At 62.7% G+C, this 12,906-nt stretch carries 15 protein-coding genes and 2 pseudogenes; 10 read left to right on the plus strand and 7 right to left on the minus strand.

The window, feature by feature from the left end; genetic code table 11:
• Positions 1-510 carry a YgjP-like metallopeptidase domain-containing protein gene (locus KW842_RS12190; protein ID WP_218304375.1) on the minus strand — a complete coding sequence of 170 codons (510 nt, stop codon included), beginning with the start codon at positions 508-510 and terminating at the stop codon, positions 1-3.
• Positions 511-639: 129 nt separating this feature from the next.
• Between KW842_RS12190 and modA the strand changes: the two genes are divergently transcribed.
• Genes modA through KW842_RS12210 form a run of 4 tightly spaced genes read left to right on the plus strand, consistent with a single transcriptional unit; the run spans position 640 to position 3,556 of the window.
• A complete protein-coding gene (modA, locus tag KW842_RS12195; protein WP_218304376.1) occupies positions 640-1,389 on the plus strand; it encodes a molybdate ABC transporter substrate-binding protein in 750 nt (249 codons plus the stop codon).
• On the plus strand, positions 1,390-2,076 hold the full coding sequence (gene modB / locus KW842_RS12200; RefSeq protein ID WP_218304377.1) for a molybdate ABC transporter permease subunit: 687 nt from the start codon (positions 1,390-1,392) through the stop codon (positions 2,074-2,076).
• 2 nt (positions 2,077-2,078) lie between these two features.
• On the plus strand, positions 2,079-2,762 hold the full coding sequence (locus tag KW842_RS12205; RefSeq protein ID WP_218304378.1) for an ABC transporter ATP-binding protein: 684 nt from the start codon (positions 2,079-2,081) through the stop codon (positions 2,760-2,762).
• A 2-nt stretch (positions 2,763-2,764) separates the two neighbouring features.
• Complete coding sequence (locus KW842_RS12210) at positions 2,765-3,556, plus strand: TOBE domain-containing protein (protein WP_218304698.1); 792 nt, start codon at positions 2,765-2,767, stop codon at positions 3,554-3,556.
• Here KW842_RS12210 and KW842_RS12215 read toward each other — a convergent pair.
• The gene (locus tag KW842_RS12215; protein ID WP_218304379.1) at positions 3,553-4,338 is read right to left on the minus strand and encodes an AraC family transcriptional regulator; all 786 of its coding nucleotides are present in this window, start codon (positions 4,336-4,338) and stop codon (positions 3,553-3,555) included. The genes KW842_RS12210 and KW842_RS12215 overlap by 4 nt on opposite strands.
• Positions 4,339-4,435: 97 nt before the next feature.
• Here KW842_RS12215 and KW842_RS12220 point away from each other — a divergent pair, with 97 nt between their 5' ends.
• Positions 4,436-5,113, plus strand: a complete 678-nt coding sequence (locus KW842_RS12220; RefSeq protein ID WP_218304380.1) for an inositol monophosphatase family protein — start codon at positions 4,436-4,438, stop codon at positions 5,111-5,113.
• Here the strand turns inward: KW842_RS12220 and KW842_RS12225 are convergent.
• A pseudogene (locus tag KW842_RS12225) lies at positions 5,052-5,834 on the minus strand (oxidoreductase); the annotation flags it as partial. The gene KW842_RS12220 and the pseudogene KW842_RS12225 overlap by 62 nt on opposite strands.
• On the opposite strand from KW842_RS12225, the pseudogene KW842_RS12230 reads away from it, so the two are divergent.
• A pseudogene (locus tag KW842_RS12230) lies at positions 5,813-6,326 on the plus strand (AraC family transcriptional regulator N-terminal domain-containing protein); the annotation flags it as partial. The pseudogenes KW842_RS12225 and KW842_RS12230 overlap by 22 nt on opposite strands.
• Here KW842_RS12230 and KW842_RS12235 read toward each other — a convergent pair.
• Entirely contained in the window at positions 6,327-6,647 is a 321-nt protein-coding gene (locus KW842_RS12235) for a KGG domain-containing protein (protein WP_218304383.1), read from the minus strand. It abuts the pseudogene before it with no gap.
• A 92-nt stretch (positions 6,648-6,739) separates the two neighbouring features.
• Complete coding sequence (locus KW842_RS12240; RefSeq protein WP_218304384.1) at positions 6,740-7,759, minus strand: NADP-dependent oxidoreductase; 1,020 nt, start codon at positions 7,757-7,759, stop codon at positions 6,740-6,742.
• A gap of 122 nt (positions 7,760-7,881) precedes the next feature.
• Between KW842_RS12240 and purU the strand changes: the two genes are divergently transcribed.
• Together purU and KW842_RS12250 are read left to right on the plus strand one after the other, a co-directional pair.
• The gene (purU, locus tag KW842_RS12245; protein ID WP_218304385.1) at positions 7,882-8,751 is read left to right on the plus strand and encodes a formyltetrahydrofolate deformylase; all 870 of its coding nucleotides are present in this window, start codon (positions 7,882-7,884) and stop codon (positions 8,749-8,751) included.
• A gap of 13 nt (positions 8,752-8,764) precedes the next feature.
• On the plus strand, positions 8,765-9,307 hold the full coding sequence (locus KW842_RS12250) for a YaeQ family protein (RefSeq protein ID WP_218304386.1): 543 nt from the start codon (positions 8,765-8,767) through the stop codon (positions 9,305-9,307).
• On the opposite strand, the gene KW842_RS27490 is transcribed toward KW842_RS12250, so the two are convergent.
• Positions 9,308-9,451 carry an amidohydrolase family protein gene (locus KW842_RS27490; protein WP_229223651.1) on the minus strand — a complete coding sequence of 48 codons (144 nt, stop codon included), beginning with the start codon at positions 9,449-9,451 and terminating at the stop codon, positions 9,308-9,310.
• 79 nt (positions 9,452-9,530) lie between these two features.
• On the opposite strand from KW842_RS27490, the gene KW842_RS12260 reads away from it, so the two are divergent.
• Positions 9,531-10,400, plus strand: a complete 870-nt coding sequence (locus tag KW842_RS12260; protein WP_218304387.1) for an Rpn family recombination-promoting nuclease/putative transposase — start codon at positions 9,531-9,533, stop codon at positions 10,398-10,400.
• 7 nt (positions 10,401-10,407) lie between these two features.
• Here KW842_RS12260 and KW842_RS12265 read toward each other — a convergent pair whose 3' ends face one another.
• Positions 10,408-11,853: an NAD-dependent succinate-semialdehyde dehydrogenase gene (locus tag KW842_RS12265; protein WP_218304388.1), complete on the minus strand. Its 1,446-nt coding sequence runs from the start codon at positions 11,851-11,853 to the stop codon at positions 10,408-10,410.
• Positions 11,854-12,084: 231 nt separating this feature from the next.
• Between KW842_RS12265 and KW842_RS12270 the strand changes: the two genes are divergently transcribed.
• Entirely contained in the window at positions 12,085-12,903 is an 819-nt protein-coding gene (locus KW842_RS12270; RefSeq protein ID WP_218304389.1) for an IclR family transcriptional regulator, read from the plus strand.
• Positions 12,904-12,906: the final 3 nt, after the last annotated feature.

The raw sequence follows: 12,906 nt of genomic DNA on the forward strand, positions 1-12,906 counted from the left end.
TCAACGCCACAATTTGCGGCCTTCGGTATCCAGCTGCGTCAGGTACAGCCGAAGGTCGAATTCATACTGGTGGTAGTTGGGCTCCATATAGGTGCACAGCTTGTAGAACGCCTTGTCGTGCTGTTTCTCTTTGACGTGGGCCAGCTCGTGGACGGCGATCATGCGCAGAAACTCCAGCGGAACTTCCTTGAACATGCTGGCCACGCGTATCTCGTGTTTGGCCTTCAGCTTGCCGCCTTGAACGCGCGACACCGCCGTATGCAGTCCCAGCGCGTGATTGATCACATGGATCTTGCTGTCGTACTCGACCTTGTTGATCGGCTCGGCATTGCGCAAAAACTCCGTTTTCAGCTCCTGCACGTACTGGTACAGCGCGCGGTCGGTGCGCAGGTCGTGCGGCTTGCTGTAGCGCTTGAGCAGCACTTCGCCCAGCTTGTTCTGGGCAATCAATTGCGACACCTGCTGCTGCGTTTGTTCGGAATAGGCGCTGAGGTACTTCAGGGAAGACATGGGGGGCTGCGGAAAAATGGCGAGCCGTGACTTTACCACAGCAGTTGTGTCTAGTTCCTTCGGATAGTACCCAGATTTCCCATGCGCTATATAATTGAGTTTATTGCGGTTTACTTCATGGGAGTGTGTATGTCGAAATTGAAAGCAGGCGTGGCGATGGTGTTAGCGGTCTGGGCGGCCTCGGCCTCGGCGACGGATATCACGGTATCGGCGGCGGCCAGCCTGACCAATGCCTTCAAGGAAATCGGCGCGGCCTTCGAGAAGGAGCATGCGGGCGATAAAGTGCTGTTCAATTTCGCCGCCTCCGACCCGCTGGTGCAACAGATCAGCAAGGGTGCGCCGGTCGATGTATTCGCCTCGGCCGACCAGGATGCCATGGACAAGGCCGACAACCTGAAACTGCTGGCGCACGGCACTCGCAAGAATTTTGCCAGCAACAGCCTGGTGCTGATCGTGCCCGAGCATAGCAAGCTGGCGCTGAAAACCGTGGCTGACGTGGCCCAGCCGGCCGTGGCCCGCATCACCATCGGCAATCCGGCCAGCGTGCCGGTCGGCCGCTACACCAAAACCGCGCTGGAAAACGCCAAGCTGTGGGCCTCGGTCGAGTCCAAGCTGATCCTTGGCACCTCGGTGCGCCAGTGCCTGGACTATGTGGCGCGCGGCGAGGTGGACGCCGGTTTCGTCTATGCGACCGACGCCGCCATCGTCAAGGACAAGGTCAATGTGGTGGCCACTGTGCCGACCGCGTCGCCGGTCACTTATCCGATCGCGGTGATCGCCGCCGGGCCGCAAGCCGCCGCCGGCCGCAAGTTTGCCGATTATGTGCAATCGTCCACCGGTCAGGCGATTCTGGCCAAATACGGTTTCGGCCGCCCGTAAATGGCGCTGTTTTTCGCCGAGCCGGCGTGGGTGGCGCTGCGGCTGTCGCTGAAAGTGGCCTGCTGGGCCACGCTGATCGACCTCGTTCTTGGCGTGGCGCTGGGCTATCTGCTGGCGCGCAAGCGTTTTCCGGGCCGTGAGCTGCTGGACGCGCTGCTGACGCTGCCGATGGTGATGCCGCCGACCGTGCTGGGCTATTATCTGCTGGTGCTGATCGGCCGCAATGGCGTGATCGGTGCGTGGCTGCAGCAGCATTTCGGCATCAATCTGATTTTCACCTGGCAGGCGGCGGTGATCGCCGCTGCCGTGGTGGCGTTTCCGCTGGTGCTGAAGGGCGCGCGCTCGGCGTTTGAGAGCATCGACACGCAGTATGAGCAAGCGGCGCGGGTGCTGGGTGTAGCGTCGTTTGGCGTATTCCTGCGCGTGACCTTGCCGCTGGCCTGGCGCGGCGTGCTGGGCGGTACCTTGCTGGCGTTTGCGCGTTCGATGGGCGAGTTCGGCGCGACGCTGATGGTGGCCGGCAGCATACCCGGCAAGACGCAGACGCTGTCGATCGCCGTGTATGAAGCCGTGCAGGCGGGGCAGGATGATCACGCCAACCTGCTGGTCATTATTACGTCGGTGGTGTGCGTGGCGGTGCTGGTCGCCGCGAACAAACTGACGCCTAACCGTCATCCTTTGGCATGAGCATGCAATTTAAAGTCGACATCCACAAAACCCTGCGCGCCGGCGGCCGGGAATTCCAGTTGCGGGCGCGGTTTGAATCTGCCAGCAAGCGGGTGGTGGTGTTCGGCTCGTCCGGTGCCGGCAAGAGCCAGATGATGAAGGCGGTGGCTGGCCTGATGACGCCCGACAGCGGCCGCATCGAGCTGGCCGGCCGCTGCCTGTTCGACAGCGCGGCTGGCGTGAACCTGCCGCCGCAGCGGCGCAACGTGGCGTATCTATTCCAGGACTATGCGCTGTTCCCGCACCTGAATGTGCGGCAGAACATCGGCTTCGGCCTGCAGCGCGGCTGGCGCAATCCGCTGGCGCGGGTGGATGGCGAGGCAATCCGCTACTGGATGGAGGCATTCGAGCTGGAGCAGGTGGCCGAGCAGTTTCCGCATCAGCTGTCCGGCGGCCAGCGGCAACGCGTGGCGCTGGCGCGCGCGCTGGCGCCGCAGCCGCAAGCGCTGCTGCTGGACGAGCCGTTCGCCGCGCTCGATCCCGGCCTGCGCGAGCGCATGCGCGCCGAATTGGCCACCTTGCAGCGGCGGCTGGACATCCCGATGCTGATGATTACCCACGATCCCGAAGACGTGCGCGCCTTCGGCGAGCATGTGCTGCGCATGGAAAATGGTAGCATCTTCCGTGTGGAGGAGAATGCGGCATGAGCATGGAACTGGACGGCAATGTATGGATGACCATCGACGGGCAGAAGCTGGGCGGGCAGGACCGCGTGGCGCTGCTGGCGGCGGTGGCGTCGGAAGGATCGATCACGGCGGCCGCCAAGGCGGTCGGCATGAGCTACAAGGGCGCATGGGACGCGATTGAGGCGATGAACAATCTGGCCGGCGAGCCGCTGGTCGAGCGCGTCGCGGGCGGCAAGGGTGGTGGCGGCACGCGGCTGACCGCGCGCGGCATGCAGCTGGTGGAAAATTTCCGCAAGATCGATGCGGCGCACTGCGAATTCGTGGCGCACCTGAGCAGCCAGTCGCATGCGCTGGCCGACGATTTTTTACTCATACAAAGGATGAAGATGAAAACCAGTGCGCGCAATCAGTTCAGCGGCAAAGTCGTGGCCTTGAAACGCGGCGCGGTCAACGACGAGGTGGTGCTGGAAATTGTCGGCGGCCAGCAGATCGTCGCCACGATTACCCGCGACAGCAGCGACAGTCTGGGATTGGATGTGGGCACGGAGGCATTTGCGTTGATCAAGGCTTCGTCGGTGATCGTCGCCACCGAGCTGGGCGATGTGAAACTGTCGGCGCGCAACCGGCTGACCGGTACGGTCAGCCGCGTGCAGCCGGGCGCGGTGAATACCGAAGTCAGCATCGAGCTGCCGGGTGGCGGCACCATCGCTGCCATCGTCACCAGGGATAGCGGCGAAGCGCTGGCGCTGCAGGCCGGCGCTGAGGCCAGTGCCATCTTCAAGGCCTCCAGCGTGATTATCGGCACGCCGGCCTAAGCGCCAAAGCGCGCCGGCGTTGTCCCCAGCATGCGCCGGAACAGCGCGATAAAGCTGCTGACGCTGTCATACCCCAGGCTGAGCGCCACCGTGGTGACGGAGGCGCCGCCATTCAGCAGCGCCATACCTTTCTGTAGCCGGGCAATCTGGCGCCATTCCACCACCGACATGCCGGTCTCGTTGCGAAAGTGACGGGTCAGGCTGCGGCGCGACCAGCCGAGTTTTCCTGCCCATGCATCGAGGTCGGTTTCGTCGGCCGGATTGTCGGCGATGGTGGCCGCCATCGCCAGCAGGCGCGGGTGGCGCGGCATGGTCAGGTGCAGCGGATCGGGCTCGGCCGCGCGGATTTCGTCCAGAAAGACATTCATCAGGCGCAGGCCGGCGGCGTCAGACGGCATGCCGCCGGGCCAGCGGCACATGCGTTCCAGCAGCGAGTCGGCCAGCGCCGACTTGCGCAGCACGGCGGAATCCTGCGGAAATCCCCCGCACAGCGAAGGCGCGATATGGATGGTGTAGCCGGCCAGGCCCGGCTTCAGGCTATGGCCATGCCCGGCCGCAGCGTGCGGCATATTTGGCGGTATCCAGCCCAGCCGGCCGGGCGGCAGCACCTGGCGGTTGCCGCCTGCCTCGACCAGGATCACCCCTTGCACCGGGATGTACATCTGCCCCTCAGGATGCAAATGCATGGGCTTGTCCTTGCCCATACCGCCGTCGGTATGCTGTGCCGCGACGTAAATGGGCATCTGGTCGCTAAGCCGTTTGTCGCCGAAGTAATTGCTCATGTTTTGGCCCGATTGCGTTATGAGTTGTCCGGTTGGAGTTAGCCGACTTTCAATTCTACAGGCAATCTACGGTTTTTATTCGGCACAAGGATGAAGCATGACTGCAATCGATACCGAAGGCGTGCTGGAGCTGCTGCGCGAGCTTGGCGCCGGCCTGTGCGCCACGTTCTGGCGTAGCCGGCCGGAAGCGGATATGGACGCGCTGCGGCTAGCCGAGGAGAGGCTGCGCGGTGAACTGAGCGCGCTGTATCCCGCCATCGCCTGGGCCGATGGCGCGCTCAGCGAAGCGTACGCCAAGCATGGCGAGTATTGGATCTGCGACACGGTGGACGGCGCGCAGCAATTCCTGCGCGCGATTCCCAACTGGAGCATGTCGCTGACGCTGATGCGCGAAGGCACGCCGGTGTTCACCGCCATCTACGACGCCATGCACGACGAGATGTTCCATGCGCTATGCGGCCATGGCGCCTGGTACAACAGCCAGCCGATGCGCGTCAGCGAACGCCAGCAGCCGCATTTGGTGGCGACCCGCAACCTCGGCCCGGCGTCGCTGCAACTGGCGTATGTGGCGTGTGGCCGGCTGGACGCCTTCTGGCAGCATGGAAATGATGGCTATCATTGCGTCGGCGGCGCGTTGCTGGTGCGTGAGGCGGGCGGCGTCGCCACCCAGGTCGATGGCCAGCCTTATCATCTGGCCTCGTCCAGCATTGCGGCTAGCGGCCAGCTTCATTGCTCGCGCTATCGGTCGAGCGGCTCAGCGTTTCCCATTTATTGATGTCCTGTTCCATCTGCGCCAGCTTGGCGCGCACCAGGCCCAGCGCATCGCTGCCGAGCAGCAGATGGGCCGGCGGCTCGGCAGCCTCGGCCAGCGTCAGGATCGCTTGCGCCGCCTTGGCCGGATCGCCCGGCTGCTTGCCGCTGCGCGCCGCGCGCGTGGCGCGGACCGGATCGAACAGCGCATCGTAATCAGCAATGCTGCGCGCCGAGCGCACCATCGAACGGCCAGCCCAGTCGGTGCGGAACGAGCCCGGCGCGACAGCCGTGACATGCACGCCAAATTGCCGGACTTCCTTGCCCACGGTTTCCGAGATGCCCTCCAGCGCAAACTTGCTGCCGGCATAGTAGGCAATGCCGGGCATGGTGATAAATCCGCCCATGGAGGTGATGTTGATGATGTGGCCACGACGGCGGGTGCGGAACAGCGGCAGAAACGCCTGCATCATCGCGGCCGCACCAAACACGTTGACCTCGAATTGGCGCCGCATCTGTTCCAGCGGCGATTCCTCCATCACGCCTTCGTGGCCATAGCCGGCGTTGTTCACCAGCACATCGACCGGGCCTTGCCGGGCTTCTGCCTGCGCCACCACCTTGCCGATCCGCTCGGTGTCGGTGACGTCCAGCAGATAGCCGTGGGCGTTGGCATGCGAGGCGCCGAAGGCCGCGCGGGCTGTTTCGTCGCGCACGGTGCCGATGACGGTGTGGCCGGCCGCTGACGCGCACGCCGGTACTGTATGAACCGGGGATTGTGATTGTGGGGCAGGGCCGCAAGCGCGGTTTCTTCGGCGAGCAGGAATATGTTTATGACGCCCGGCATTGCCTGGCGGTGTCGGTGCCGGTGCCGTTTTCCATGGAGACGGAAGCCAGCGCGGAGCAGCCATTGCTGGCGATGTATCTGCGTCTACACGCTTGTTGGGCCCGGCGCTGGTGCGCGAGATCTACTACCGCGTGCTGACCAGTGCGCAGGGTGCCTCGATGCGGGCGGCCCTGATGCAACAGGGCCGCTTTGCCGCCATCGGCTGCTGATGATACGGCACGAGATGTCGGTAGCGGCGGCCGTCACGCGGGTAGGGTATGAGAGCGCGTCGCAGTTCAGCCGCGAGTTCAAACGCCTGTTCGGACTGAGTCCGGCACAGGAGGTGGAACGCATGCGCAAAACCTTCGCCATGCCCGATCCTCAGCCCTCGCCATGGTATGTGGCGGCGCACTAGCTACTGCTTGTTGCTGCGCTTGGATAATTGCTCCGATCCGGCGCCGCGCGTTTTTTCCGCGCTGGCGCGGGCGGCAGACTGGCGGCTCTCGCCACCTTTGCGGCCGATGGCGGCCATGTGCTCGCGGTCGCGGCTGACCGCTTCGCCGCCTTTTTGTCCGGCCCTGCGAGCTTCCTCGGAATCGAATTCGTGGGCCGTGCCTTTTTGGTGCGCCGCCTGTCCGCCCTTGCTGGCGATGGCGCGCTGGGTGGCTTCGTCCATGGCCGCGAAACCGCGCTTGGACTGGCCCTTGGTTTTGTCGTTCGTGGTGTTACTCGCCATATCAACCTCCGTCATATATTGAAAGAAAACAGCAGGCGAGCCTGCTGTTCTATATGATTGGAGTGTCAAGATTGACGAAAGTTCAGTGCACTTTACGGCGTCGCCACCTGCAGCACCAGCTTGCCGAAATTCTTCCCTTCAAACAGCATGTTCAGCGCCAGCGGGAAGTTCTCCAGGCCCTGCACGATGTCCTCTTTGCTCTTCAGCTTGCCGTCCTTCATCCAGCCCGCCAGCGCCTTGACGCCAAGGTGGTAGCGGTCGGCGTAATCGAACACCACGATGCCTTCCATGCGCGCGCGGTTGACCAGCAGCGCCAGGTAGTTGGACGGCCCCTTGACCGGCGTGGTGTTGTTGTATTGCGAGATGGCGCCGCAGATGACGATGCGCGCGCGCAGGTTGATGCGGGTGAGTACCGTATCCAGAATCTCGCCGCCGACATTGTCGAAGTAAACGTCCACGCCTTGCGGGCAGTGCTGCTTGAGGCCATCCTTGACCGACTCGTTCTTGTAGTCGATGCAGGCATCGAAGCCGAGCTGGTTGACGACGAAGTCGCACTTGTCCTTGCCGCCGGCGATGCCGACCACGCGGCAGCCCAGCTGTTTGGCCACCTGGCCGACCGTCTGGCCCACCGCGCCTGCCGCACCGGACACCACCACCGTTTCCCCGGCTTTCGGCTGACCTGCTTCGAGCAGGCCGAAGTAGGCGGTCATGCCCGGCATGCCCAGCGTGTTCAGGTAGGTAGTCAAGGGCGCCAGCGCCGGATCGATCTTGTGGAAGCTGGCAGTCTTGTCGTCGGCCTGGCCGGTCCAGAAACGCTGCACGCCGGTGCCGCCGGAAACGTAGTCGCCGGCATGGAACTTGGGCGACTTCGATTCCAGCACCACGCCCACACCACCGGCGCGCATCACTTCGCCGATGGCGACCGGGCGGATATAGGATTTGCCTTCGTTCATCCAGCCGCGCATGGCCGGGTCGAGCGACAGGTACAGCACTTTGACGCGGATTTCACCATCGGTCAGCAGCTCCAGCTCGGGCGAGTACTGTTCCCAGTCGCTGTCCTTGACCATGCCGACCGGGCGCGCGGCCAGGCGGAATTGCAGATTTGTCTCCATCGATATCCTCCTTATGTGGGGTGGAACGACTATATCTCAAATTGCACGCTCGTGCTATTTTTGTCGCAATAGGCAAGGCATGCGACAATAGATCTCTTTTGTCCAATCTTCTTACGGTAGTCATGAGCAATCCCGAATACATTTTGACACTCTCTTGCCTGGATCAGCGCGGAATCGTTCATCGCGTGTCGGGCTTCCTGGCGGATCACGGCTGCAACATCATCGACTCGGCCCAGTTCGGCGACAGCGAATCGCGGCTGTTCTTCATGCGCGTGCATTTCGCCCGCGAAGACCGCGACGTCAGCGATGAGCTGCTGCGCGCCGATTTCAGCCAGCTGGCTACCGCCATGCAGCTGGACTGGGAACTGCGCGACGCGCACTACAAGCCGCGCGTGATGCTGATGGTGTCGAAGATCGGCCACTGCCTGAACGACCTGCTGTTCCGCTACAAGAGCGGGCTGCTGCCGGTGGAAATCCCGGCCATCGTGTCGAACCATATGGACTTCTACCAGCTGGCCGCCAGCTACAACATCCCATTCCACCACTTGCCGCTGGCGACCGGCGCGCCTTTGGAGGACAAGCTGGCGCAGGAAGCCAAAATCATCGATCTGATGAACACCCACAAGATCGACCTGGTGGTGCTGGCGCGCTATATGCAGATCCTGTCGCCCGACCTGTGCGCGGCGCTGAAGGGCAAGGCAATCAATATCCACCATTCCTTCCTGCCGAGCTTCAAGGGCGCCAAGCCGTATGCGCAGGCGCACCACCGCGGCGTCAAGCTGATCGGCGCGACCGCGCACTTTGTCACCGGCGACCTGGACGAAGGCCCGATCATCGAGCAGGACGTCGAGCGGGTCGATCACTCGATGGATGCCGATACCCTGTCCGCCATCGGCCGCGATGTCGAATGTGTGGTGCTGGCGCGCGCGGTGAAGTGGTTTGTTGAACACCGCATTTTGCAGAACGGTGACAAAACCGTCGTATTCAAGTAATCAAGAGATTCAGATGGCCCTCAAAGCAACCATTTATAAAGCAGAACTGTCGATTGCGGACATGGACCGCAATTACTACGAAACCCACCAGCTGACGCTGGCGCGCCATCCATCGGAAACCGATGAGCGCATGATGGTGCGCCTGGTCGCCTTCGCCATCCACGCCAACGAAGCGCTGACCTTTACCAAGGGCCTGTTCGATGTCGAAGAGCCGGACCTGTGGCATAAGGACCTGACCGGCGCGATCGAGCTGTCGATCGAGGTTGGCCAGCCGGACGAGAAAGTAATCCTGAAGGCCTGCGGCCGTTCGGAGCACGTGTATGTCTACAGCTATTCGTCCACCAGCCACATCTGGTGGAAAGGCCTGGCCAACAAGGTCGAGCGCTGCAAGAACCTGACCGTGGTCGATCTGCCCGCCGACGCCACCGAGCAGCTGGGCAAGATGGCGCAGCGCACGATGCAGCTGCAATGCACCATCCAGGACGGCCAGATCTGGCTGACCGACGGCACCGAGACCGTCGAGATCGCGCGTGAAGTGCTGAAGTCCGAGCGCTGATTACTGCACCACCGCACCACCTTTCATCACCCACTGGACTTGCTCCAGTGTCCTGACATCCTTCAGCGCATCGTCCTCGACGGCATCGAGGTCGGCATATTTGCCGGCCTCGATGCTGCCCACCTTATCGCTCCAACCCAGCAAGTCTCTTCCGGTAGCGGCTTGGTGCAGCTTGCTTGAGCGTTTGTCTACAACTACATCTCCTTCTTGCCATGTTTTATTGATGCGAGCCAAAGCGCGCTCATTTTCCGAGAAGTGGATGGCGCTGCGGATGCTGGTGTATGTGGGGCTGCTGTATCAGGATCTGGTCGCGCAGCACAAGCTCAGCAAGCATGGAAAATTGCCGCCGGTGCTCCCGATCGTGCTGTATCACGGCCACACTCCGTGGCATGCCGCGACAGGGATGGGGCAGTTGATGCTGCCCGCGCCTGAGGGCCTGGAGCGCTTCCAGCCCGCGCTGCGCTATCTGCTGGTCGACCGGCATCATGAACAAGGACATGGCGGCATTGTCGGGCTGCTGTTTCAGTTATTAAGCGCCGACACTGACGTGGAGATGCGGCTGGCGATTGACGCGATCGCGGAAAGGGTGCGTGCGCCGGATATGGATGCGGCGCGCGATAGTCTGGTGCGTTGGCTACGGCTCACCTTGCAGGATGCATCGCTGCAGACTAGCATGGATCTGGAGGAGGGATTTACCATGGGGATGCAAAGAAAATTCACGTTCGAAGAAATGTTTGATCCAGGAATGTTCGAACGCCCGATTGCCAAAGCCCGCGAACAAGCCATTATCGAGGGGCGGGAGCAGGGTTTATCAGAAGGTCGACAGCAAGGTTTGTCGGAAGGTCGACAGCAAGGCTTGCTGGAAGGTCTTCAACAAGGTCTGCAGGAGGGGATACAGCAGGGGAGACAAGCGGGACGCGAGGACGGAGAGCGGATGGCCTTGCGGCGTGTGGTGCGCAGCTTGTTGACCGAGGATAGCGCTACGCCAGAGGTGGAGGCGATGATTACCGCCGCCAATTCGGAACAGCTCAACGGCTGGATCGAGGCGTTGCTGAAGGGGGCGAGTCCCCGGCAGGTGTTCGCCGGGGACTGAACAAGGCTTACACGCTCAGCAGCGACACCGATTTGGTGTTGAGGTAAGCCTCCAGCGCCTCCGGACCGCCTTCCGAACCATAGCCGGAATCCTTGACGCCGCCAAATGGCATCTCGGCGCTAGGTGTGGCCGGCTGGTTGATCCACAGCATGCCGACTTCCACATTGTGCATCAGCTGGTGCGCATTCTTGATCGAGCGCGTGAACGCATAACCCGCCAAACCAAACGGCAAACGGTTTGATTCCGCAATCGCCTCATCCAGCGTATCGAAACCGCGTATCGCCGCCAGCGGACCGAACGGCTCATCATTGAACACGCTGGCATCCAGCGGCACATCCGCCAGAATGGTCGGCGCGAAGAAGTTACCCTCCGAGCCAACACGCGCGCCACCGGTCGCCACATTCGCACCCTTGGCACGTGCATCCTCAACAAACTGCGTCATCGCGGCCACGCGGCGTGGATTGGCCAGCGGCCCCAGGGTCGTGCCTTCCACCAGGCCATTGCCCAGTTGCAGACGCTCGGCATGCGCCACCATCGCGCGGGTGAACTCATCCTTGATGCTGTTATGCACCAGGAAGCGGGTAGGCGAGATGCACACCTGGCCGGCATTGCGGAACTTGGCGCCACCAGCTGCTTCCACCGCCAGCGCCACATCGGCATCCTCGGCAACGATCACCGGCGCGTGGCCGCCCAGCTCCATGGTCACGCGCTTCATGTGCGCGCCAGCCAGTGCCGCCAGCTGCTTGCCTACCGGCGTCGAACCGGTAAAGGTGACTTTGCGTATCACTGGATGCGGTATCAGGTAATTCGATATCTCGGCTGGATCGCCAAATACCAGGCCCACCACGCCTGGCGGCACGCCCGCGTCGATAAAGCACTGGAACAGCGCTGCCGGCGAGGCGGGCGTCTCTTCCGGTGCCTTGCACAGGAAGGAGCAGCCGGTGGTCAGCGCGGCCGCCAGCTTGCGCACCACCTGGTTGATCGGGAAGTTCCACGGCGTGAACGCCGCCACCGGACCGACCGGCTCCTTCAGCACCAGTTGCTGTGCCGCCGGATTGCGCGACGGCACGATGCGGCCGTACACGCGCATGCCTTCGGCCGCGAACCAGTCGATGATGTCGGCGCCCGCCAGCGCCTCGGCGCGTGCCTGGGCCAGCGGCTTGCCTTGCTCCTGCGTCAGCAGGCGGCCGATTTCGTCGGCGCGCTCGCGCAGCAGGGCGGCGGCGCGGCGCAGCGTGGCGGTGCGCTCAAACGCCGGCATCTTGCGCCACACGTCGAAACCTTGTTGTGCCGCAGCCAGGGCGCGGTCGAGATCGGCAATGCTGGCGTGCGCCACGCTGCCGATGGCCTTGCCGGTTGCCGGGTTCACCACGGGTATTGTCTTGCCGCCGGTGGCCTCGGTCCATTCGTTGGCAATCAGCAGACGGACGTCTGGATAGTTGCTCGTAGTCATAAGAAATCTCCATTCAGGTGAAGGTGCGCGACTGTCTCAACGCGCGTGCAACCGTTACTTTGCCAGAAAATCGCCAAGCGGGTACGCGACAGTCCAAAAAGCTGTCTTATACAGTTTTGCTTGAGGTTAACGAAAAACCGCAATATAATTTCACTATTCGAATTAAAGTTCGCATTCCGAATTAATGCAAGATAGTACAATTCGCTATCCGAACTATTAATGGGGTAAGACATGAAAGAAACCGCCGCGCCGGCTGATGCCAAGAACACCGTGCAATCCCTCGCCAAGGGATTCAAGGTGTTGCAGGCGTTCACCGCGCAGGAACCGGAACTGACGATGGCCGAAGTGGCCCGCAAAGCCGGCCTGGACAATGCCACCGCGTTCCGTTTTCTGAACACGCTGGTCAGCCTCGGCTACGTCGACAAGGTCGACAACAGCCGGCTGTTCCGCCTGTCGCTGAAAGTGCTGGACCTGGGTTTCCACGCCATCGGCCGGTCCGACCTGCGCACCCGTGCGCGGCCTATCCTGCGCGGCCTGGTGGGCGAGGTCAACGAAGCGGCGTCGATCGGCGTGCTTGATGGCAGCAGCGTGATGTATGTGGAGCGGGTGCAGGCCGGCCTGACGCAGCTGGGCGTCGATGTGCGCATCGGCAGCCGGGTGGCGGCGTATTCCAGCGCAGTGGGGCAGGCGATCCTGGCCTGGCTGCCGCGCGAGCAGCAGGTGCAGGTGCTGGAAGGCCAGCCGCGCGTGCAGCTGACGCCGACCACGCTGACCGACCTCGATGCCCTGCTGGCGCGGCTGGAACACATCCGCAGCCTCGGCTACGCGGCATCGAATCAGGAAACCGTCAGCGGCCTGTACGTGCTGGCGGCGCCGGTGCTGGACATCGACGGCATGCCGGTGGCGGCGTTGAGCGTTGCCGCGCCCAGCCATCGCAGCACCTTGCAGCAGTTCCAGGACAATACGCTGGACGCGGTGCTGGAGGCGGCGCAGCAGTTGTCGCGCTCGCTGCACGCGACCGGTGGGTATGCGGGAACTGCGGCCAGTTAGTCG

This window comes from Duganella sp. sic0402 (genome assembly GCF_019219065.1).
In the GTDB taxonomy this organism is placed as follows: domain Bacteria; phylum Pseudomonadota; class Gammaproteobacteria; order Burkholderiales; family Burkholderiaceae_D; genus Rugamonas.

What these genes read in the sequence shown, in the direction of transcription:
- KW842_RS12250 (WP_218304386.1), top strand. Translation starts at nt 8,765, where the DNA reads ATGGCCCTCAAAGCAACCATTTATAAAGCAGAACTGTCGATTGCGGAC.
- KW842_RS12205 (WP_218304378.1), top strand. Translation starts at nt 2,079, where the DNA reads ATGCAATTTAAAGTCGACATCCACAAAACCCTGCGCGCCGGCGGCCGG.
- modB (WP_218304377.1), top strand. Translation starts at nt 1,390, where the DNA reads ATGGCGCTGTTTTTCGCCGAGCCGGCGTGGGTGGCGCTGCGGCTGTCG.
- modA (WP_218304376.1), top strand. Translation starts at nt 640, where the DNA reads ATGTCGAAATTGAAAGCAGGCGTGGCGATGGTGTTAGCGGTCTGGGCG.
- KW842_RS12190 (WP_218304375.1), bottom strand. Translation starts at nt 510, where the DNA reads ATGTCTTCCCTGAAGTACCTCAGCGCCTATTCCGAACAAACGCAGCAG.
- KW842_RS12210 (WP_218304698.1), top strand. Translation starts at nt 2,765, where the DNA reads ATGGAACTGGACGGCAATGTATGGATGACCATCGACGGGCAGAAGCTG.
- purU (WP_218304385.1), top strand. Translation starts at nt 7,882, where the DNA reads ATGAGCAATCCCGAATACATTTTGACACTCTCTTGCCTGGATCAGCGC.
- KW842_RS12240 (WP_218304384.1), bottom strand. Translation starts at nt 7,759, where the DNA reads ATGGAGACAAATCTGCAATTCCGCCTGGCCGCGCGCCCGGTCGGCATG.
- KW842_RS12235 (WP_218304383.1), bottom strand. Translation starts at nt 6,647, where the DNA reads ATGGCGAGTAACACCACGAACGACAAAACCAAGGGCCAGTCCAAGCGC.
- KW842_RS12270 (WP_218304389.1), top strand. Translation starts at nt 12,085, where the DNA reads ATGAAAGAAACCGCCGCGCCGGCTGATGCCAAGAACACCGTGCAATCC.
- KW842_RS12260 (WP_218304387.1), top strand. Translation starts at nt 9,531, where the DNA reads ATGCGAGCCAAAGCGCGCTCATTTTCCGAGAAGTGGATGGCGCTGCGG.
- KW842_RS12265 (WP_218304388.1), bottom strand. Translation starts at nt 11,853, where the DNA reads ATGACTACGAGCAACTATCCAGACGTCCGTCTGCTGATTGCCAACGAA.
- KW842_RS12215 (WP_218304379.1), bottom strand. Translation starts at nt 4,338, where the DNA reads ATGAGCAATTACTTCGGCGACAAACGGCTTAGCGACCAGATGCCCATT.
- KW842_RS12220 (WP_218304380.1), top strand. Translation starts at nt 4,436, where the DNA reads ATGACTGCAATCGATACCGAAGGCGTGCTGGAGCTGCTGCGCGAGCTT.